Raw genomic sequence first — 22,575 nt, forward strand, 5'->3', positions numbered from 1 at the left:
TAGAGCCTTTATTATTTATTGATTCACAAAACCAATTACAGTTTTGGCCCTGCTTTCACCAGTGCAGCGCCTGCTGGGGTGTCCGTGTACTTATCAAAGTTGTTCACGAAACGTTCCGCTAAGTCTTGCGCTTTTTCATCCCACTGTGCTTTGTCTGCATAAGTATTACGTGGGTCAAGGATATTGGTATCCACACCCGGTAATGCTGTTGGGATTTCTAAATCGAACACTGGCAGTTTAATCATGTCTGCTTTTTCGATGTCACCACTTAAAATAGCGTCAATGATGGCACGTGTATCTTTGATGGAAATACGTTTACCTGTACCGTTCCAGCCTGTATTCACTAAGTAAGCTTTCGCGCCCGCTGCTTCCATACGTTTAACTAATACTTCAGCGTATTGTGTTGGATGCAGTGATAAGAATGCCGCACCAAAGCAAGCGGAGAAGGTTGGAGTTGGTTCCGTGACACCACGCTCTGTACCTGCTAATTTCGCGGTAAAACCTGATAGGAAGTGGTACTGCGTTTGCTCAGGCGTTAAACGAGAAACAGGAGGTAACACACCAAATGCATCTGCGGTTAAGAAGATAACTTTTGTTGCATGACCCGCTTTAGAAACAGGTTTTACAATATTTTCAATGTGGTAGATTGGGTAAGAAACACGGGTGTTTTCTGTTTTTGAACCATCATTGAAGTCAACTGAACCATCTGCCAACACCATCACGTTTTCCAATAACGCATCACGTTTGATAGCGCCATAGATGTCTGGCTCAGCTTCTTTAGATAAGTTGATAGTTTTTGCGTAGCAACCACCTTCAAAGTTGAATACGCCGTCATCATCCCAACCGTGTTCATCGTCACCAATTAACTTACGTTTTGGATCGGTAGAGAGTGTGGTTTTACCTGTTCCAGATAAACCAAAGAAAATGGCTACATCACCTTTTTCGCCGACGTTAGCAGAACAGTGCATAGATGCAATGCCTTTTAATGGCAGCAGGTAGTTCATCATAGAGAACATACCTTTCTTCATTTCGCCGCCATACCAAGAGCCGCCGATCAGTTGCATGCGTTCGGTTAAGTTGAACGCAACAAAGTTTTCTGAATTCAAACCTTGTGCTTTCCAATTCGGGTTAGTACATTTTGCGCCATTCATGACGATGAAATCAGGTTCGAAACCCACTAATTCTTCATCAGATGGGCGAATGAACATGTTTTTAACGAAATGCGCCTGCCATGCAACTTCGGTGATAAAACGTACTTTTAGACGAGTGTCAGCGTTCGCACCACAGAATGCATCAATGATAAACAAACGTTTACCTGACAGTTGTTCAGTCACTAAATGTTTGAGATCCGCCCAAACTTCTTGTGACATAGGTTTGTTGTCATTTTTACCTTTACCTTGGTCTGCCCACCAAACTGTATCGCGAGTCACGTCATCACGTACAATATATTTATCTTTTGGTGAACGACCAGTAAAGATACCTGTATCAACCGCAACAGCTCCTAAAGTGGTTACTGTTCCACGCTCATAACCTTCAAGTCCAGGCTTAGTTTCTTCCGTGAATAATAGCTCGTAACTTGGGTTATAAACCACTTCAGTTACATCATGAATACCGTACTTTTCAAGTTCCTTCAGGGTAATGCTTTTAGCGCTCATTATATTGCTCCTGGTAAACATAACTAATCTGCGGATGATCATAATTCTTTACGACTAATTAACAGCGATTGCTATCAAAGAATTGAAAATGTATGATTTTTTTTAATTCATAATGAGACTTAGAGCACGTAATAATGCTTTAAAATTATAAGAAAAAGGTGCAGAATTGCACCCTTGTCACATAATTAGGTTGCTAAATCGTATCAGTGAAGTTGCTGATTTAGCTCATTATTTAACCCCTGAAGATCGGATTCAATAAATACATAATGTGAGCCACAAAATTCACATTCCATATCAATTTTCCCATCTTTGTGCAAAATATCGATAACATCTTCCTTAGGTAAGGTGGCTAACGTACTTTCGCAACGCTCCCTTGAACAAGTACAACGAAACTCGACAGATTGAGGGTCATATAAAGTGACATCTTCTTCATGATAAAGACGATGTAAAACCTCTTTCACATCCAATGTGCTCAGCTCTTGGCCTTTAATCGTGGCAGTCAGTTGCACTAAGTGGTCAAAAAAGTCATGGCTTGTTTCATTTGCTGCTGGCAAAACTTGCAATAACATACCACCTGCACTTGGTTTCCCATCTACTTCACCCACACGAATAAATAAACGGGTTGGTAATTGCTCTGATTGGCGGAAATAGGCATCAATGCTTTCTTCGATAGAATCCCCTTCGATCGCCACAATCCCTTGATAACGTTCACCTTGGTTCGGTGTGATGGTAATAACCATAAAACCGTTACCAATCATTTGCTTGAGAGTGCTACCCGCCACAACTGGGCCATCGACACGTGCAACACCACGCATCTGTTGTAAATTATTACCGTTGATAACCGCCAAATTAACAGGCCCATCACCTTGAATTTGCACAGTAATATCACCATCGAACTTCAACGTTGCCGTCAATAAACTGGTAGCAACAAGTAACTCACCCAACAACCCTTTTACCGCTGTTGGGTAGTCATGGTTTTCTAAAATATGTTCAAAGGTTTCATCAACACTGATCATTTCTCCACGAACAGAATGTTGTTCAAATAAAAAACGGTGGAGTAAGTCTTGGTTTGCCATAATATCTCTCTATTGCTCGGGCTGTTGCTCAGGCCGTCATTAAGACGACTCATGAGAATTTGTTTGTTTAAACTTTAACAGGGTACGCCGTTCTTTCTTATCCGGGCGTCGCTCTGGATGTGGCATCGTCAGTGCATTCATCTTACGCGCTTGTGCCATTTTCTCGCGTTGATTAATACTTTCTATCGTTTCACAGTACAGCAACTGAGCTTCCGGTGCACCTTTGCGCTGGCTACTGATTTGCATGATTTCAACCGTTCGTTCATCATTACCTTGCCGAAGCTTAACGATTCCATGCAGCTCAACAATTTTCCCTGGCTTAGTTCTTTGCCCATTGTAATGGACTTTACCGCCTTCAATCATTTCACGGGCGACCGCACGCGTTTTATAAAATCGCGCAGCCCACAGCCACTTATCAAGGCGAACAGGTTCTATAATGGATTGATTCATGGGGCCTCCTCAACATAAGTCTGAATCAAACTAAAGAAGAGGCTCCCTCTACTTCCGGGATGATGCTATCGACGATAGGAAGGGGGATTAGCCTCAAAGCATTTATCATAATATTCTGTGATATTACGCAAACGCTTCTTATTATTCAAAACACGTAGCACAATCAACGAACCATTTAACAACGCACACACCAACAAAAATAGGATAAAAAGCGCACTACATATATACTGAGATACCACTTTTTCATTGGGTTCTTCATGCAACACAATTTGCAATGTCCCATTGGCATCTACTGATAAATCCGTAATTACACCTTCAATATTGAACGGTGTATTGATCAGAAGATTTGATAACCTTTGCAACTCTTGCCAACGCTGTAATGGCGATAGCTCATTAAAAGAAGCTCCCTGTATCGAATCAACTAAAGGCTTGTTTTCATCACTAATTAATAAAACACCACCAGGAGGCGGACTATTAATTTTGCGCACTTCTCTATCTATTTCTGTCCTGATAAAATCATATATGGTGTCTTCCACGATGTTTTCCAAGGCCTCAGCGCTACCAGCACGCAATAAAACATGAGCCCCTTTTAGTTTTCCCGTAGACGCTTTCTTTACTAAAGAAGGCCAATCATCTGTACTCCCTAGGTTAGTCAGTGCATTTTTTAATTTTAGGCAGTTATCAGAATTATGGCACAGTTGTTCTGTCCCCATGATGATAGCCGAAAAATCAAAGATAATATTCATCCCTGATTTCATAATATCCCGCTGTAATCTTGGGTTAACTCCTGTCGAGTTTTTATCTGGATGCAATTGGCTTTTGACGGTATCAAGCAATGATATTGAGTGTTCAACAACCTCTGATTGAGGTTCAGTCTGTAAACTAACATCATTCCAATAAATACCAGAGCAATCAAACGGCACAAATTGAGCTTGGTTTTCTTTATTCAAATTCGGTGAGCGGTAACACATCCCTTTTCCTTGGGCAACTAATGTATCCCCAACTTTGAGCTGACGGGAAGCGAGCTCATTAGGACTCTCAGCCTTGATTTTCTCTGTTCCACCTAGCCACGCAAAACCCAGTTTTATTGGCAAATCTATCGGTTGATATGCAAATATCAGGGCCATCGTTAATAAAGCCCCAACTAACATCAATACATTCTTTTTGAACCGTTTGTACGGGTAATAGCGCTCTTCTTCATGCAAAGAAAGATACTTACCGTGCCTGACCACCTCACCCGTCGTATAAAAATCAATATTTACAGCTTGGTTTTCTTCGTATTTTAAATAATTCGTCCAATGATTAGGGTAGTGCAAGTCAATACCAGCAATAGACGTATTGGTGGAATATTTTTTATCCAGTTCGCCATAGAGTTCCCAGCGCTTTGGTTGGCCATGAATACATTGAATATCTTGATATTGTCGGGGGAACATCCTAGAGCGAAAGAGAATAAGTAACCCAATAATAAACGTAATCGTTGTGATCACTAATCCCGATTCCTGTAATAAAGGAATCGAAACAAGGGTTAAATAACCAAATAAAAAACTCAGGCAGATAATCGCAGCACCAAGCCAACCTGTAGAATGGTGTAACCGATGTTCTTCATTCGTCTCTTTACGAACTTTCAATCGCTCAATACTATGCTGGCCACGTTCTTGAATTGCCGCATCAGGCCATGTTGAATCGATAGGCATACCCGTTTGCCATTCACTACTGAAATCTTTCAGAGAATGGCTATTCATTGAAATAATTAACGGCAAGTGGTCTGTTTCCACTATTTCCATAACATTTTGGCGTTGCAAAAAAGGCTCAAGCTGTGAAGGGAGCTGAACCTCAATTGTATCAATAAAATAGCGCCAACTATTTCCTTGCTCTTGGCGTAAGTTAAAACGTGTCAATGAATGGCAAACTGTCGCTATGATTGAGTTTTTTTTGATTTGCCATGGATGCTGAGATGTATTTGTTGATATAGCAGCGCAATAATTTAAATACTGGGAGATGGTTTGGTAATCTGAATCAATCATTTTCCTAAATGATGGTGATGCTACAGAAGGTATTTGATAGACGCCAGAATGCCGCCCCCGCCTAAAATATAGGAAGGAAGCCATTATAGTCAGGCTAATAACAATTATAGCCGTTATAATGACATGGTTCAGCATTGTTTCCCCAATGAAAAATGAATAAGAAAAGCATATCAGCCCTCACACTTCCTAAAAATAAGCCGATTCCTATTCTATTTGTAGTTTTTATTTTAAATTACAACACCTTGTAAAAAATGTTTTATTTTTTTACCCGTATTATTTGTTTGAGTCAATTATACTAACAGCATTTTATCTACTCGATAATATCTATCATTTTATTTTGATATAGGTCATAGTTGTATGATGATTTCAAAATACGGGCAGTGCTAGGTAAAACGCGTCTCGTAAATCAATGAAATATGCTTTTAGCAATAGATTTCACTCATCCTGTTCGGAAATCGTTATGACAGAGTTAAAAAAACCTAAAATCTTGAATATTCAAGATGTTGCTCAATCAAAATTATTCAGCATTCAATCAGTTGACCTCGAATTTAGTAATGGTGAAAAACGAGTCTATGAAAGAATGCGGCCCGCAAAACGCGAAGCGGTTCTTATTGTTCCTATCATGGGTGATAACCTCATCCTCATTCGCGAATACGCTGTCGGGATTGAAAGCTATGAATTAGGCTTTCCCAAAGGTGCTATCGACCCCGGTGAAATTGCCATTGAAGCAGCCCAGCGTGAACTCAAAGAAGAAATTGGTTATGGCGCTAATCACATGGTTCAGCTCGCCAAACTGACGATGTCGCCATCATACTTTTCAAGTAAAATGAATATTCTTATCGCTCAAGACCTATACAGGGAAAAACTCAAAGGAGATGAGCCTGAACCCCTACAACAAGAGCTATGGCCAATATCTCGAATGATGGAATTACTGGAACACCCTGATTTCAACGAAGCTCGGAATATTAGCGCACTTTTCTATCTAGAACGTTACCTAAAAAGTGTTAAGTAATAACACTTAACATTACATCTGCTGTATGTAATTTCCATAACTAATCATTAATGTGGGTATATAACCTACTGATATATTAAACGTCTCTATAGAAAACACCCCATGTTTTAAACCAACAATGGGGTGCTAATTATAGGTATTTAACCAACAATAATTTTAAAATAGCTCTTGGCTGGCTCCGCCTTCCGTAGAAATTGTCGTACCTACCTCTTGTACCGCATGTTCTTTCGGTTCAGTTCCTTCAATAAAATACTCACGGCGGGAGGAACCTAATTTACCTGTTCTGCTATCAATGGAGACCGAAATAACACCTTTAGGCGGTTTCATTGTTTTCACTGGTACCCCTGCCAAAATAGACTTCATAAAGTCGTTCCACATGGGTTGTGCACTTTTGGCCCCTGCTTCACCACGACCTAATGTTCGCCTATTATCATCGAAACCAATCCATGCAGAAGCAACAACATCTGGGCCATAGCCAGAGAACCAAGCATCCTTAGAGCTGTTAGTTGTCCCTGTTTTCCCACCAATATCACGGCGACCACCTAAGTCTCTCGCTGCACGCCAACCTGTACCTGACCAACCAGGCTCGCCATAAATATTGGTCATCATCGCATCCCTAATTAAGAATGCAAGTGGGGTATTAATTACATGAGGTGCATATTGGTCACCAGAGTTCCCGTCTAAGTTAGCTGCCGTCGTTAATTCCATTGTTGGCTCTTTTATGACGGTATTATCGCCTGATTGTGTCACTTCTTCGGTAGACTCATCATCAATACCTTTGCTCACAATAGTGCGTTCCGTATCACCATAAATTACCGGAATATTCGTGCAATCAGGGCATGCTATTTTAGGGTTGGCTTCGAAAATAACCTCATCATTATGATTTTCGATCTTCGAAATGTAGTATGGGTCAATCAAATACCCACCATTGGACATGACTGCATATCCACGAACCATTTGCATTGGTGTAAATGATGGAGCACCTAACGCTAATGCTTCAGTACGGTTAATATTTTCCGCTGGAAAACCAAAGCGAGTCAGATAATCAGCCGCATAATCCACCCCCATGGCTCTCATCGCACGAACCATCACAACGTTTTTTGATTGGCCTAAACCTTGACGTAAACGAATAGGCCCATCATAGCGAGGCGGTGAATTCTTAGGACGCCAATCAGAACCTGCACCTGCATCCCAACGGCTAATTGGTACATCATTAAGTAATGATGATAATGTTAGGCCTTTATCCATTGCCGCTGTATATAGGAAAGGTTTAATATTCGAACCAACTTGGCGTAATGATTGGGTGACTCGGTTAAACTCACTCATATTGAAGTCAAACCCACCAACTAGCGCAATAATCGCCCCATCATTTGGATTTAAAGCAACAAATGCCGCATTCGCATCAGGTACTTGCCCTAACCACCAGTTATCTTTAACTTTTCGAACCCAAATTTGCTCACCCACTTGCATGACTGCATTTACAGCTCTTGGCGCGGCACCTTGTTGAGTATCTGAAATAAATTTACGCGCCCAACGCACACCGGTCATTGTAATAGGAATTTGCGAACCATCAGCTAACATCACTTGCGCTTCTGAAGCTGTTGCAGATGTCACAACAGCAGGCATTAAAGGCCCATAAACTGGCATTTTTTTCAATTTTTCGACAATCTGCTCTGCTGTCCAAGCCGTTTCATTCTGTTTCCATAAAACCTCGGCAGGGCCGCGATAACCATGGCGAGTATCGTAGTCGATCAAATTATTACGGACTGCGGTTGTTGCAGCTTCCTGATCTTTACGGATCACCGTAGTGTAGACTTTATACCCATCGGTATACGCATCTTCACCATATTTATCAAACAAGGTTTGACGCGCCATTTCGGCTAAATACGGCGCAGAAAAATCAATTTTCGGCGCATGATACGAAGCAACTATTTTTTCATTTTTTGCTTGTTCATACTGGTCTTGAGTAATGTATTTCTCCTCAAACATGCGAGAAAGAACCACATTACGACGACTTACCGCACGGTCATAAGAGTACAGAGGGTTAAATGTAGAAGGTGCTTTTGGTAAACCTGCAATCATCGCAATTTCACTAAGCGTCAACTCATCCACTGTCTTACCAAAATAAACGTACGCAGCTGCTCCGACGCCATAAGCACGGTTACCTAAATAAATTTTATTCAGGTACAGCTCCATAATTTCATCTTTAGTAAAAAGCTGCTCAATGCGAATAGCCAAAAATGCCTCTTTAGCTTTACGCATCAGGGTTTTTTCAGGGCTTAAATAAAAATTTCTCGCGAGCTGCTGAGTGATTGTACTGGCCCCTTGAGATGCATGGCCAGAAGACGCCATTACGGTAACCGCACGGAAAATACCAATAGGGTCAATCCCATGGTGCTCATAAAAACGGCTATCTTCAGTGGCGATAAACGCTTTGATCATTAAAGGAGGAATTTCTGCCAGAGGTAAAGGAATACGACGCTTTTCCCCATATTGGGCAATCAATTCGTTATCCGCACTGTATACCTGCATTGGAATTTGCAGACGAATGTCTTTCATTGTTGCTACATCAGGTAACTCACCTTCCACATATTTATACATGCCATAAATCGAGGCGGTTCCCAAAAAAATGCAACAGAAAACAAGAATAAAAAAATATTTTACGAACTTCACCGGAAAATTCCCATGCTCGGCTAACAAGAGGGTTTAGATATCACTAACACACAGTATAAAGCTTATACAGCACAATAGAAATCGTAATTTATTTGTTAATGATAAGGAAATTAACTATGTATACATCAAAATGGAACATTGGGATCGACCTCTATCGAGATAGAATACAGCTAGTCGCTGCAAAGCGGCGCAGACAATACTGGCATTTATGTGAATGTTGGCAACAACAATTACCATTCGAGCTAACTGATAATTCTAGCCATGAACAATATCAAATTTTACTGAATATTTTATTACAATGGCGTCAGAAATTACCTAAAAAGTGTTCCGTATCCTTCGCATTACCCGCTGTCCGTACAATAAAACAACAAATTTCATTACCCAGTGAAATCAAATTGCCACAACCAGAATTAGGGTGGTATTTACAATCTCAAGCTGAAAAACGTTTTTCTATGCACGCCCAAGAGTTGGTTATCGACTATCGCGTCATCAAACAACAGGTTTATTTTAATGGGGCCCGCCAGTCAGATATTACTTTTTGGCAAAATCTATTTACAGAAAGCGGGTTCAATCTGCTTGCTATTGATGTCGCCCCCATAGCTTTACGTTATGTGGCAAGAAACGCGGGTTTACCCGATGAATGCTGGGTTATTCATTATCGACAAGGTGAATGGCTTTGGTCAGGGCCAATTAGCCAACCAGCTAATTATAACCATTTACAAGATACCGATATACCGACACTTTCCCACTTGCTGCCCTTTATTGATCAAGAAAAAGCCTCACCTATTTACCTCATTACAGATCATGAACAGATTTCTCGTACTGATGAGGTAGCTCACCACTGGGAATTACGCCAAGCTTTTCAACAGCATAATATTAAATTACCACAGTTACTGGGGGATTTTGTGATTGCTGCCGGTCTTGCTTTACGTCATGGAGATATTTAATTGATGGAAATATACCAAGTTAACTTTCTCCCTTGGCGCCAACAGCAAATAAAAAAGAAGATACGAGAGTTTTTACTCTTTTGTTCTGTGGTTTGCTGCTCAGTGATTATAGCGTGTGTTTTTTTATTTATTTTTCAACAAATTGAAATGAAAGACCTAAAAAATAGAAAGCACAATAACCAACTACAATATGAACAGATACAACAATTAGTATTGCAAATCGCGACTCAACAAACACAGATTAATAGCTTAATGAGCAAAAAAAGAAAGATAGATAGCATCATAGTAAATAACCAATTTTTACTTAAGTTACTACAAAACCTTCCAACTCTAACTCCACCCAAAAGTTGGCTAACAAATCTACAGTTAATGAATAACAAAATAGAGATCAAAGCTAACAGTTATGATTTTCAAGATATCAATTCGCTTGGCTTACAGCTTAAAAATCACCCAGGTTTGAGTGATATTCAATTGAAAAAAATCAGCCGAGTGAATCAATTAAACCGTTTACACCTCACAGCCAAATATCAAGGAGTGCTCGATGAATGAGTCCATACATTCTTTTTGGTATCGCCCATTTTGGCAACAAACCCTACCTGTTTGGTTCTTAATTGTGCTTTGTATCACTGCGGGGTATTTTTTATACTGGAAAAAAAATCAAAATCAGATCATGGAATTAACCATTGAGAACCTGAATTTAATTGAAGCAATTACAAGAGAAAAGAAAGCTCTCTATCACTCACCTTCGTTACAACAACTTGAAAAACAAGCTCAATCACTAAAGCAATCCGTTGATATTAAAGAAGCGCCTCTTGAATTACTGACACAGTTAAATACCTTGCTCTCACATTCATCTGTGACACTTAATCAATTGCAACCAACAGATACCAATACCTATTTTATGGAGTTCCAAGGTCACTTCATTCCTATTTATCACGTTATAGAACAGCTTCTTACCCTTCCTCAAACCCAGAGATGGCATTTTCATGACATAAAAATATATTTAAAACAAGGAATTATCATCACCTCCATCTCATTTTCATTGTTCAACGACACTCTCGCTATCAAGGATGAAAACCACAATGAATAGCTCACGAACTAACATCCTCATGCTGATTGCTGGGGGACTCTTCTTTTTATCTTCATTTTTAATCTCTGCCGAAGAGGTTAGAGATCCCTTTGCACCACTGATACCTCCCTTAGTAACAGAAAACCAGCCTACCCCGGAAACAGCAGTAGCGCAGGTAACGCCAAGTAAAACATCATTAACCCAAAAAATATTTAAATTAATCTCAACCAATGTCCAAGAGGTTCGTCATCTATTAGAACATCCAGATACTTCGTTATTATCAAAAAATGCCTCTATCCATCACGATATCACGACAAACAGCCTCATTATTAAAGAGGATCCAGATCGATTAGCACTGATTGATGAATGGATAAAACATCAAGATAAGCCAAATAAACAAGTACAGATCACTGCACATATCATTAGTAGCAGCCGAACTGCATTACAGGAGTTGGGCTTAGAATGGGGAATGATGGCAGGTGGAAATCTAAACGCTAATCACTTATATCGCTACAATCGTTACTCTTCAATATCAGGACAATTTGCCTTCAATGTTCTTAGTCTTGGTGATGGTTTACTTGAAATGAAACTGAAAGCATTAGAAAAAGAAAATCTGCTTTCTATTATTGCGAGTCCTCGTTTAGTTGCTTCGCATCAACAACCCGCAAGTATTCAGCAAGGTACAGAGATCCCCTATGTCACCAGTAATGACAAGAAAACACACGTACAATTTAAAGATGCCGTTCTGGGTATGGATGTTACCCCCTCGATTGTGCGTGATGAAAAAATTGAGTTAAACCTTAAAATTAGTCATAACTCACCCGATACTGCACTCACTAGCAGCCAACATCATCACTTAGCCATCAATAAACAAGAAATCGCAACTAACGTAACCATCAAAAATAATGAAACCCTTATCCTTGGGGGAATTTTTCAGCAAAAACAAGAAAAAACAGAGATGGGCTTACCCTTTTTATCTCATATCCCTTTTCTAGGTACATTATTCACAAATACGGCAGAGCATACAGATAAGCGTGTCCTTATTGTTTTTATAACACCAAAACTTATCAATATTTAACATGGAAAAAATAACGCATATACTTCAAATAGTTGAATACACAATAAGTCAAAGATGACAAAAAAAAATATTTTTTATGGCATAAACCTACCGGATAAATTTGACGCTGGCGTCGTTTTAGCATACAAGGTTATCCATTGAGTGTTCTAACTATCCGTAGATTAAAGAACAAGCTGTCAGTCGCTTATAAAACAGCCACAATTAATGTTGCTCTATTCTTAACAGAAATAACTTGCTGATACCAATAGCTAGAAACTGTTAAAAAGCATGATAAACAAGGCATTAGACAACATAGACGGCTCAAGTATCGAAACCTGTAATTTTAAATATGGCACTTTGCTTGCTTAGTGCCATATTTATATAGTTGCAATTCAGGTTGATGTATTGAGATAATTTTCTTATCTGATCTCACATCATCACTTATGAGGTTTCAGTTTAGGTCCCGCCGCTAATCTGATTGGCGGGGCGGGTAATCATTAACGAATAATCGTAGTAATACCAAAAAACATGGCAGAGAAACGCAATATCTTTCTGGTTGGACCAATGGGTGCTGGCAAAAGTACTATTGGCCGTCAGTTGGCTCAACAGCTTAATATGGAGTTTTTCGACTCTGATCACGAGATAGAAAAACGCACTGGCGCAGATGTAGGCTGGGTATTCGACCTTGAAGGTGAAGAAGGCTTTCGCGATCGCGAAGAAAAAATCATCAATGAGCTTACAGAGAAACAAGGCATTGTATTAGCAACAGGTGGTGGCTCTGTTAAGTCTAAAGAGACCCGTAATCGCCTATCCGCTCGCGGTGTCGTTGTTTATCTTGAGACCACCATTGAGAAACAATTATCTCGTACACAACGTGACAAAAAACGTCCACTGCTACAAGTTGACGAACCCGCACGTGAGGTTCTTGAGAAACTGGCTGACGAACGTAATCCTATGTATGAAGAAATTGCTGATATTACCATTCATACTGATGAGCAAAGTGCAAAAGTTGTTGCCAACCAAATCATTGAACTATTAGAAAAAAACTAATTGTTCATGGTGTTATTTTCAAAAATGAACTCAAGGTAAAGCAAGATGGAAAAAGTCACCGTCACTCTAGGCGAACGTAGTTATCCAATCAATATTGCACCCGGCTTATATCAACAAACGGGGGCATTTGAGCCATTAACTGCGGGTCAACGAGCAATGATCGTGACAAATGAAACTCTTGCCCCTATTTATCTCGATAAGATAAAGAATGCCCTTGAAACTTCAGGCGTAAAAGTTGATACCATCATTCTACCGGATGGTGAACAATACAAATCATTATTCATTATGAATGATGTATTTACCGCATTACTTGAAAAACACCATAACCGTGACACCACCCTCATCGCTCTTGGTGGGGGCGTCATTGGTGACCTAACAGGTTTCGCAGCAGCAAGCTATCAGCGTGGAGTACGTTTTATTCAAGTACCTACGACCTTATTATCTCAAGTGGACTCTTCTGTCGGTGGTAAAACCGCCGTCAATCACCCACTAGGGAAAAATATGATCGGCGCATTTTATCAGCCCGCTTCTGTTGTGGTTGATCTCAACTGCTTAAAAACTCTCCCACCAAGAGAACTTGCCTCCGGCTTAGCAGAAGTCATTAAATATGGCATTATCCTCGATAGTGAGTTTTTTAGCTGGCTAGAAGAGAATATCGATGCCCTCGTCTCTCTTGATGACCAAGCGATGGCTTACTGTATTCGCCGTTGTTGTGAACTAAAAGCACAAGTGGTTGCAGCGGATGAAAAAGAAACCAGTGGGTTACGCGCATTATTGAACTTAGGCCATACCTTTGGTCATGCTATCGAAGCGCATATGGGCTATGGCGTCTGGTTACATGGTGAAGCTGTCGCGGCTGGCATGGTTATGGCAGCAAAAACAGCAGAATTACTTGGTCAATTTACTCCTGAACAAACTCAGCGGGTGGTCACACTTTTAGAGCGTGCATCACTTCCCGTCAAAGGCCCTTCACAAATGAAGCCCGATGATTATCTCCCACATATGATGCGAGATAAAAAAGTGATGGGTGGAAAACTGCATTTAATTTTGCCTACCACTATCGGCCATTCGGAAATGCGTTCAGATGTTGATACGCAGACTGTCATTGCGGCAATATCATCCTGTATGTCATAAAACGAAGAAAAAGCTGAATTTTTACTGGCGTTTTAAAATGTTACTGGTAGATGTTCACTAAAGTCGTTAAATTATACGGTGTGCCTACGCCTATATACGAAACTCTGAAAAAGCGTATTATCAATACCACTTTGGCTAGCGTGGTATTACGAAAGGATATATGCTTTAAATAAGCAGCGATGTCCTGCTTGGTCGTTAGAGGTTGTACTGATAAGAGACATTTTATCTCTACTATAGGCAAATTTTATTCGGGAGAGGAAAATGGACGAATTTAAACCAGATAACCAGCCTCAAGGTCAAAATGATCTTAGGCCTGATACATCAGATAGACCGACAGGGCGCTCACGCCAATCATCATCTGCTGCAAAACCTAAAATTGCACTTTCACGTCAACATATTATGATTGGTGTGGGTGTACTGGTCTTATTGCTGCTCATTATTGCTATCAGCTCAGCGCTGAAAGCCCCTACAGAGCATGAAAAGCAACAAACAACGGGTGCCAATAATTCACAGAATATCGATTTATCGGGTTCCTCATCGTTGACAAATTCACAAGGTCAAACGCTATCAGGGCAACCGCAAGAAATCACTGGTTCACAAATTACGCCAACGCCAACCCAAGGCGAACCTCAAACTCAACCAAATGGTCTGGGTGAGCGAATCGAAATACCTGGCGATGTAGTTGATGCCTTAAACCAAGGCCAAGTTTCTGTGCCAGGCACTAGCCAGCCACAAAATACGACACCGTTAACGCCACCAACCGTTAAACCTGTGGAACAACAACCCGTAGTCAAACCAGTAACGCCAGAAAAAACACCTGTAAAACCCGTTGAGCCAAAACACCCTGTGCAAACTAAACAGCCAGCAAAATCAACGGCAAGTAGCCAAGGTAGCAATATCATGTCTGCACCAGCAGGTAGCTACACATTGCAACTCAGCAGTGCAAGCCGCTCTGATACACTGGAAGCTTTCGCAAAAGAAAACAAATTGGCCAATTACAAAGTTTATAAAACCATACGTAATGGGCAAACTTGGTATGTTCTTATTCACGGAAATTATAGTTCAGTGACCGACGCAAAAAATGCAATAGGGACCTTACCTGCTGCAGTACAAGCGAAAAAACCGTGGGTTAGAAATATGAAACAAGTCAAACAGGATCAAAAATAACAACGTTTTTCCCCGGGCGCATTATGTTGTCCTGACAGAGTATAAATGCAGTTACTCTAAACGATTGTAATAATAAGACGGCATGAAAAAAAAACGCGCTTTTTTAAAATGGGCTGGGGGTAAATACCCCCTTGTGGAAGAAATCAAAAAACACCTTCCACAAGGTGATTGCTTAATTGAGCCTTTTGTTGGTGCTGGGTCAGTGTTTTTAAACACCAGTTATGATTCATACATACTGGCAGATATCAACAGTGACCTCATCAACCTCTACAATACGGTTAAAGACCGCGCTGATGCTTTTATCGAAGAAGCCCAGCAAATCTTCACACCTGAATATAATACTTCCGAACAATATTATTTAATGCGTGAAGCCTTTAACCAATCTACCGATACTGAGAAACGCAGTGTCCTTTTTTTATACTTAAACCGCCACTGCTATAATGGGTTATGCCGCTATAATTCTCGTGGTGAATTTAACGTTCCTTTTGGCCGCTATAAAAAACCCTATTTTCCTAAAGAAGAATTACTGTGGTTTGCTGAAAAATCACAAAATGCCACGTTTATGACTCAGCATTATGGTGAAACTTTGCTCAACGCAAAAGAGGGATCTGTTGTCTACTGTGACCCACCATATGCACCTTTATCAGATACAGCTAACTTCACGGCGTATCACACGAATGCATTTAATTCGCTCGAACAACAAAACTTAGCTATTTTGGCTCAAAAGTTATCAACAGAAAGTAAAATTCCTGTCTTGATCTCAAATCATGATACCCCGATGACGAGAGAGTGGTATTATCAAGCTCAATTGCATATTGTAAAAGTACGTCGCACCATTAGTAGAAATATATTAAACCGGACAAAAGTCAATGAGTTACTGGCATTATATCCGGGTATACCTAATAGCCTTTCTCCTAGAAAAACGGATAAGAAAAAAACGCAGCGCCTTGTACCTAGCGATGAATGGCTCTCAGATAACGATTAATAATCGGAGACAATAATGAAAAACTTTCTCATTGCCCCATCTATTTTATCTGCTGACTTTGCACGTTTAGGCGAAGATACCGCCAATGTTCTTGCAGCTGGTGCCGATATTGTGCATTTTGACGTTATGGACAACCACTACGTACCCAACTTAACGTTTGGCGCACCTATATGTAAAGCACTGCGAGACTACGGAATTACTGCACCTATCGATGTTCATTTAATGGTGAAGCCAGTTGACCGTATTATCCCAGATTTTGCTAAGGCCGGTGCAACTCATATTAGTTTCCATCCTGAAGCCAGCGAACATGTTGACCGCTCACTACAGTTAATTCGCGAACATGGCTGTACCGCGGGGTTAGTATTTAACCCAGCAACACCACTTAGCTACCTTGATTACGTCATGGATAAAGTTGATATGATCCTACTCATGTCTGTGAACCCAGGGTTTGGAGGCCAATCGTTTATCCCACAAACACTCAATAAATTGCGCCAAGTCCGTAAATTAATTGATGAAAGTGGCTATGATATTCGTTTGGAAGTCGACGGCGGTGTCAAAGTGAATAATATCGCAGAGATTGCAGCGGCAGGTGCCGATACCTTCGTTGCGGGTTCTGCTATTTTCGACCAACCGGACTATAAAACCGTCATCGACGCGATGCGTAACGAATTACAAAAGGTATCTCAATGACTGAAGTGGTATTAGAGAATATCAAAGCGATCGCTTTCGATTTAGACGGCACACTCGTAGACAGTGCAGCTGGCTTAGCTGAAGCCATCGACAACATGCTCAAAGAATTTAATTTTACCCCTGCAGGTAAAGAACGCGTTTCTATTTGGGTAGGCAATGGTGTTGATGTGTTAGTTGAACGCGCACTTTCATGGGCAGGTGCCGAAATCACACCTGAGCGACAAAAAAAAGCTCGAGCCAGTTTTGATAAATTCTATGCAACGTCCGTCACAACAGGCAGCCAACTGTTTCCTGGAGTAAAAGACACTTTAGAGCAATTAGCAAAACATGGCTTACCTATGGGGATTGTTACTAATAAAGCGACCCCATTTATTGCGCCATTATTAAAGAAATTAGGTATTGAACACTACTTTTCTCTAGTCTTGGGTAGCGATGACGTCAAAGCTTTAAAACCGCATCCTGCTCCCCTCTACCTAACGATGGGAACATTCGGTTTACGTAAAGAAGAATTGCTTTTTGTCGGCGATTCTCGTAATGATATTATTGCAGCGAAAAGCGCTGAATGCCCGTGTGTCGGTCTGACCTACGGTTATAACTATGGTGAATCTATTGCACTGAGTGAACCGAACTGTGTATTAACACATTTTTCTGATTTATTACCTGCAATCGGGTTATCTGAAATAAAATAAGCAAGGACATAACTAAATGAGCACTCCCACTGAAAAATTAAAGCAACCCCAAAAACCAATCGTATTCAGCGGCGCACAGCCTTCCGGTGAATTAACCATCGGTAACTACATGGGTGCATTACGTCAGTGGGTACAAATGCAAGATGACTACGACTGCATTTACTGTATCGTTGACCAGCACGCCATCACCGTTCGCCAAGACCCTGTTGAACTGCGTAAAAGAACCCTCGATACACTTGCGCTCTATTTAGCATGTGGTATTGACCCGAAAAAAAGCACCATTTTTGTGCAGTCACACGTACCACAACACGCTCAACTGAGCTGGGCGCTTAACTGCTACACCTATTTCGGTGAGTTGAGCCGTATGACTCAGTTTAAAGATAAATCTGCCCGTCACGCAGAAAATATCAATGCGGGACTCTTTGATTACCCAGTACTAATGGCAGCAGATATTTTGATTTATCAAACGAATCAAGTACCTGTTGGTATTGACCAGAAACAACACCTTGAATTGAGCCGTGATATTGCTCAACGCTTCAATGCCATTTATGGTGATATTTTCACTGTACCCGATCCATTCATTCCGACTGGTGGTGGTGCCCGTGTTATGGCTCTGCAAGATCCAACCAAGAAAATGTCTAAGTCCGATGATAACCGTAACAACGTTATCGCCTTATTAGAAGACCCGAAATCTGTCGTGAAAAAAATCAAACGTGCAATGACTGACTCTGAAGAGCCACCGCGTATTCGTTATGATTTAGAAAATAAGCCGGGTGTTTCTAATTTATTAGATATTATGTCAGGCGTAACTGGCAAAAAAATTGCAGAACTTGAAACCGAATTTGAAGGGCAAATGTACGGTCATCTTAAAGGCGCTGTGGCTGAAGCCGTTTCCGGTATGTTAACCACACTTCAAACTCGTTATCATGAATTCCGTAATAACGAAGCGCTGCTCAACCAAATTATGGATGAAGGCGCAACCAAAGCCGCTGCTCGCGCACAAGAAACGTTAGATAAAGTTTACGAAGCTATTGGTTTTGTTAAACGCCCTCAGTAACAATCATTGTATTAACTCAGTAAAAATGGGGTTTTTCCCCATTTTTACTCTAATCAATTTTCACCAATTAATTCATTGATGCTGTTTATTTCACCTTAACGCTCTGAATCTAATTGTTCATTATTTTTCAGAACATCTTGCGCCTTGCTGTAGCTTTCAATTAATAATTGATAGGCAGGGAAAATTTGCGTGTAAGCCATTGCCCACTCCGCAGCATCTTCGCGGTTCCAAGTCCCTTGCAATTCTGAAGCAACAGCAGCAGTATCCATTGGAACGACACCCGCTTGAACGACACGCGCTAAGGTAATTTCTTGCGCCATTTTGCTGTAAGTGCCTGAGGCGTCAATCACCACAAATACTTGGTAGCCATCCATCACCGCACTAATTGCAGGGAACGCCATACAAACACTGGTAATAGTTCCAGCAATAATCAGTTGCTTTTTACCTGTTGCTTTCACGGCCGCCACAAACTCTGGGTTATCCCATGCATTAATTTCACCGCGGCGTGCAATATATTGTGCATGTGGTGCATTTTGATGAATTTCTGGTATCAACGGGCCATTTGGGCCTTGAGGTACAGAAGCAGTTGTTATTACTGGAATTTTAGCTAGGGAAGCCATTTTAGCCAGAACAGCGGCGCGAGCACGTAATTCCGTCATTGGCATATCACCTACAGTTTGAAATAAACCACTCTGGTGATCGATTAATAACATCACCGCATCTTCTGGGTTAATAGCAGGACGTTGACCATTAAAATTAGCTGGGCTACTCATGATGAAACCTCTCAATCGATAAAATATGAAACCTATTTTTTTTTGATTTAAAAATAGAACGATATCCGCTCCGTTTTCGTGTTATTTAGATTAATTCATCGATTTAAAGCTGAGTAGTCCAGTTTTTGATAAACACTGTTCTATAAATAGAATAATTAGACTTTATTTTATTGTTCTATCACTGCAACAATGAAACCTATTTTTGCCACTACTGCCAAATGATTTGCTCCTTTATTATTCAGTCATCAAAACAATTTTAGGAGCAAAACCATGAAAAAAATTATTGGTATCTATCAATCTCCTCGTAGCCATTGGGTTGGAGACGGCTTCCCTGTCCGTTCAATGTTTAGCTATAACGATCATGGGAAATACCTCAACCCATTCCTTTTGCTCGACAGAGCGGGGCCTTTTGATTTCCCAAGCTCAAATTCAGCAAACAGAGGCGTTGGAGAGCACCCACACCGTGGGTTTGAAACAGTCACGATTGTGTATGATGGCGAAGTCGCCCACCATGACTCTACGGGTGAAGGTGGTGTGATAGGCCCAGGTGATGTTCAGTGGATGACTGCAGCATCGGGTATTTTGCATCAAGAGTATCAGTCTGATGCCTTCATGAAAAAAGGTGGCACACTTGATATGGTGCAACTGTGGGTCAATTTGCCAGCAAAAGACAAATCAGCGGCCCCCGGCTACCAGCTGCTAGAAAGCCAAAGCATGCCAAAAGTCGCATTACCCAATGATGCAGGTACATTGCGAGTGATTGCCGGTGACTATTTGGGCAATAAGGGTGCAGCACAAACCTTTAGTCCATTGGATGTATGGGATTTACAGCTTAACAAAGGTAAAACTGTGGGTATCCCAACTAAAACGGGACGCCATGTCGGTTTAGTCATGCTACGTGGTTCAATATTTGTTGATGGCCGTTCTGCTTTAAACGAAGGTGAACTGATGATCCTCGACGATACAGACAGCAATATTCTGTTAGAAGCCACAGAAGATGCCTTAGTGCTGTTACTCAGTGGTGATCCCATTAATGAGCCAGTTGTTGGCTACGGCCCCTTTGTGATGAATACTGTTCAAGAAATCAATGAAGCCATAAATGATTTCAACAGTGGGAAATTTGGCCGCATTCCTGAAACACAATAAATGACGAATATTTCCCTGATAGCCTAATGCGCTATCGGGGAAATTTATTTCACTGACGGCGAAATATTATCTGCTAAATAATTTAACAGTAATTGGATTGACGGCAACAACCCTTTACGTGATGGATATACTGCATGAATGATATCTTCAGGAAACTGCCATTGCGGTAATACCTCTATCAAATTCCCTGATTCAATGTCTTTTTCTACCACACCATAAGGTAGCCTTGCGATCCCGACACCTTTTAGTGCCGCGCGGTATAACGTTAAGATATCTGTTGTCGCTAACTTAGGGGTAAAATGCTGCGTAAAGCTAAGGTCGTCACTGTTTTTGAGGGTTAACGTGTAATTTTGTGAATGCTCTGTATTCGCTAACATCGGGTAATCCACCAGCTTTTCTGGTTCTATGAGTTCACCCTGCTCTGCGAATAATTGTGGGCTAGCCACTAATATACGCCGTGAATACCCTAGCACTTTCATCATTAAGCCTGAATCATCTAAGGGCAATGAACGTACACGAATAGCTAAATCTAACCCTTCACTAATGACATCAACAGGGCGGTTAACCGCTAAGATTTGGATATCGATATCAGGATATTTCATCATAAAATCTACAAGTAATTCATTGAGATATACTTGTAATAGTGCAACTGGACACGATAGTTTGATCGTTCCTTTCGGGTGTGACTGAACGGAACAAATCAATTCGTGAGCAACTTCAGCTTCATCAACTACATTTTTACACTGCTGATAAAAAACTTGTCCCACTTCCGTGACATGAAACTGGCGGGTAGAACGGTAAATCAATGAAACATTAAGTTTTTTTTCTAAATCTGCAATGCGACGACTTAATTTAGATTTAGGGATCCCTAGAGCCAAACCCGCTTGTGAAAACCCACCATATTCGACAACTTTCACAAAATAGTAGAGATCATTTAAATCATATTGCATCTCATCCTCCCAACATTCCCAATCGCAATATCACCATCTTACTAAAAACCCTAAAAAAGCGCTTTAAAAATGAATACTGCCACTTAAGGCCTGCAAACAAAACAAGACCATGTTGTGTATATGGAGAAAGGAAAAATTATTGCTCAGGGAACACATATCGAATTAATGGCGAATATACCGCGGTACCAACAGTTTATACAACAAATGCCTAAGACTTAGGCGTTATATTGCTAGCAAGTGCTTATGGCCAAATACTCTCTTTGCCATAAGCACATCGCTTTATATTAACGCTTACCAAACAACCGGTGCTTAAACTCTTCAATCCGGTGGTTATCTAAACGGTTCTGCATGGTTAAGCTCCAACTTGCGGATAGCCCTGCAGCACTTAAAAGCCGCTGATACAGCTCTTCATCATAAGGGGCGTGAAATGCAATCATAATGGCTTCTTGTACTGAAATATCACTATTGCGGCTTAATAAGGTTAATGGCGTATTTTCACTAACATTGCCTGTTTTAATGACACGGTACAGCCAACCACAGCGCCCATTGTCTTGCATCATTTGTGCAAAATTTTCAATTCCCGTTAACCCATTGAGCTTATAACAAGGGGAACGAGGCTGAGTGACCTGAATACGCGCATCACCCCATGCAAAAATATCCCCAATAAATACGTTTTCTTCACTCATACCCAATGTTGATATATTTTCCCCAAATGCAGAGGCAACAAATAAATCGGCTAAATCAGGATACGCATTTACCCAGAAATCATAATGTTCACGAGGATAATGGCAAAGTGCTCTATCAGGCCCGCCATGGAAGCGTTTTTCAGCTTGTTCATCGCCATCAAGTCCCAATTGCCCTAACATCAATAACCCGTCGGCAGCTTGCTTGTGAATAGCGCTGTGCCCACAAGACTGGGTTGCTTGGACTTTACCGATAAAAACTTGGGGAGATACTTTCATGCAAGATCA

The 22,575-nt window shown here is 40.8% G+C and carries 21 protein-coding genes; 13 read left to right on the top strand and 8 right to left on the bottom strand.

Annotated elements, in window-relative coordinates; translation table 11 throughout:
* Positions 1–35 precede the first annotated feature (35 nt).
* The 4 genes from pckA to PSE83_RS19055 all read right to left on the bottom strand — a co-directional run bounded on the left by pckA (position 36) and on the right by PSE83_RS19055 (position 5,340).
* Positions 36–1,655: a phosphoenolpyruvate carboxykinase (ATP) gene (gene pckA / locus PSE83_RS19040; protein WP_004263163.1), complete on the bottom strand. Its 1,620-nt coding sequence runs from the start codon at positions 1,653–1,655 to the stop codon at positions 36–38.
* A gap of 203 nt (positions 1,656–1,858) precedes the next feature.
* Positions 1,859–2,731: an Hsp33 family molecular chaperone HslO gene (hslO, locus tag PSE83_RS19045; protein ID WP_004263166.1), complete on the bottom strand. Its 873-nt coding sequence runs from the start codon at positions 2,729–2,731 to the stop codon at positions 1,859–1,861.
* 39 nt (positions 2,732–2,770) lie between these two features.
* Positions 2,771–3,181, bottom strand: coding sequence for a ribosome-associated heat shock protein Hsp15 (hslR, locus tag PSE83_RS19050; RefSeq protein WP_004263168.1), 411 nt, complete (start codon positions 3,179–3,181; stop codon positions 2,771–2,773).
* A gap of 65 nt (positions 3,182–3,246) precedes the next feature.
* On the bottom strand, positions 3,247–5,340 hold the full coding sequence (locus PSE83_RS19055) for an IgaA/UmoB family intracellular growth attenuator (RefSeq protein WP_004263171.1): 2,094 nt from the start codon (positions 5,338–5,340) through the stop codon (positions 3,247–3,249).
* A gap of 325 nt (positions 5,341–5,665) precedes the next feature.
* On the opposite strand from PSE83_RS19055, the gene nudE reads away from it, so the two are divergent.
* Positions 5,666–6,217, top strand: a complete 552-nt coding sequence (nudE, locus tag PSE83_RS19060; protein ID WP_004263174.1) for an ADP compounds hydrolase NudE — start codon at positions 5,666–5,668, stop codon at positions 6,215–6,217.
* A gap of 156 nt (positions 6,218–6,373) precedes the next feature.
* On the opposite strand, the gene mrcA is transcribed toward nudE, so the two are convergent.
* On the bottom strand, positions 6,374–8,890 hold the full coding sequence (gene mrcA, locus PSE83_RS19065) for a peptidoglycan glycosyltransferase/peptidoglycan DD-transpeptidase MrcA (RefSeq protein ID WP_036958619.1): 2,517 nt from the start codon (positions 8,888–8,890) through the stop codon (positions 6,374–6,376).
* Between the two features lie 116 nt (positions 8,891–9,006).
* Between mrcA and PSE83_RS19070 the strand changes: the two genes are divergently transcribed.
* From PSE83_RS19070 to trpS, 11 genes are all read left to right on the top strand, one after another.
* Entirely contained in the window at positions 9,007–9,837 is an 831-nt protein-coding gene (locus PSE83_RS19070; protein WP_036958620.1) for a hypothetical protein, read from the top strand.
* Positions 9,838–9,840: 3 nt separating this feature from the next.
* A complete protein-coding gene (locus tag PSE83_RS19075) occupies positions 9,841–10,386 on the top strand; it encodes a PilN domain-containing protein (RefSeq protein ID WP_004263186.1) in 546 nt (181 codons plus the stop codon).
* Entirely contained in the window at positions 10,379–10,927 is a 549-nt protein-coding gene (locus PSE83_RS19080) for a hypothetical protein (protein ID WP_196724696.1), read from the top strand. The genes PSE83_RS19075 and PSE83_RS19080 overlap by 8 nt, the downstream gene beginning before the upstream one ends.
* The gene (locus PSE83_RS19085; protein WP_226617283.1) at positions 10,920–11,984 is read left to right on the top strand and encodes a transporter; all 1,065 of its coding nucleotides are present in this window, start codon (positions 10,920–10,922) and stop codon (positions 11,982–11,984) included. The genes PSE83_RS19080 and PSE83_RS19085 overlap by 8 nt, the downstream gene beginning before the upstream one ends.
* 507 nt (positions 11,985–12,491) lie before the next feature.
* Entirely contained in the window at positions 12,492–13,013 is a 522-nt protein-coding gene (gene aroK, locus PSE83_RS19090; protein ID WP_004263200.1) for a shikimate kinase AroK, read from the top strand.
* A 45-nt stretch (positions 13,014–13,058) separates the two neighbouring features.
* Positions 13,059–14,147, top strand: coding sequence for a 3-dehydroquinate synthase (aroB, locus tag PSE83_RS19095; protein ID WP_004263201.1), 1,089 nt, complete (start codon positions 13,059–13,061; stop codon positions 14,145–14,147).
* 261 nt (positions 14,148–14,408) lie between these two features.
* The gene (locus tag PSE83_RS19100; RefSeq protein ID WP_004263203.1) at positions 14,409–15,314 is read left to right on the top strand and encodes an SPOR domain-containing protein; all 906 of its coding nucleotides are present in this window, start codon (positions 14,409–14,411) and stop codon (positions 15,312–15,314) included.
* Positions 15,315–15,396: 82 nt separating this feature from the next.
* The gene (gene dam / locus PSE83_RS19105; RefSeq protein WP_004263205.1) at positions 15,397–16,299 is read left to right on the top strand and encodes an adenine-specific DNA-methyltransferase; all 903 of its coding nucleotides are present in this window, start codon (positions 15,397–15,399) and stop codon (positions 16,297–16,299) included.
* Between the two features lie 15 nt (positions 16,300–16,314).
* Positions 16,315–16,989 (top strand): ribulose-phosphate 3-epimerase, encoded by a 675-nt coding sequence (rpe, locus tag PSE83_RS19110; protein ID WP_004263207.1) that lies wholly within the window; start codon positions 16,315–16,317, stop codon positions 16,987–16,989.
* The gene (locus PSE83_RS19115; protein ID WP_272574800.1) at positions 16,986–17,678 is read left to right on the top strand and encodes a phosphoglycolate phosphatase; all 693 of its coding nucleotides are present in this window, start codon (positions 16,986–16,988) and stop codon (positions 17,676–17,678) included. The genes rpe and PSE83_RS19115 overlap by 4 nt, the downstream gene beginning before the upstream one ends.
* Before the next feature lie 16 nt (positions 17,679–17,694).
* A complete protein-coding gene (gene trpS / locus PSE83_RS19120) occupies positions 17,695–18,735 on the top strand; it encodes a tryptophan--tRNA ligase (protein WP_206277631.1) in 1,041 nt (346 codons plus the stop codon).
* Between the two features lie 95 nt (positions 18,736–18,830).
* On the opposite strand, the gene PSE83_RS19125 is transcribed toward trpS, so the two are convergent.
* On the bottom strand, positions 18,831–19,508 hold the full coding sequence (locus PSE83_RS19125; RefSeq protein WP_004906617.1) for a hydrolase: 678 nt from the start codon (positions 19,506–19,508) through the stop codon (positions 18,831–18,833).
* A gap of 270 nt (positions 19,509–19,778) precedes the next feature.
* Here PSE83_RS19125 and PSE83_RS19130 point away from each other — a divergent pair, with 270 nt between their 5' ends.
* Positions 19,779–20,654 carry a pirin family protein gene (locus PSE83_RS19130; protein ID WP_136135277.1) on the top strand — a complete coding sequence of 292 codons (876 nt, stop codon included), beginning with the start codon at positions 19,779–19,781 and terminating at the stop codon, positions 20,652–20,654.
* A 44-nt stretch (positions 20,655–20,698) separates the two neighbouring features.
* Here PSE83_RS19130 and PSE83_RS19135 read toward each other — a convergent pair whose 3' ends face one another.
* Together PSE83_RS19135 and yiiM are read right to left on the bottom strand one after the other, a co-directional pair.
* A complete protein-coding gene (locus PSE83_RS19135; protein WP_004263222.1) occupies positions 20,699–21,604 on the bottom strand; it encodes a LysR substrate-binding domain-containing protein in 906 nt (301 codons plus the stop codon).
* 284 nt (positions 21,605–21,888) lie between these two features.
* On the bottom strand, positions 21,889–22,566 hold the full coding sequence (gene yiiM, locus PSE83_RS19140; protein ID WP_004263226.1) for a 6-hydroxyaminopurine reductase: 678 nt from the start codon (positions 22,564–22,566) through the stop codon (positions 21,889–21,891).
* Between the last annotated feature and the right edge of the window lie 9 nt (positions 22,567–22,575).

Origin of the sequence: Providencia sp. PROV150, assembly GCF_028481025.1 — a bacterium.
GTDB lineage: Bacteria > Pseudomonadota > Gammaproteobacteria > Enterobacterales > Enterobacteriaceae > Providencia > Providencia hangzhouensis.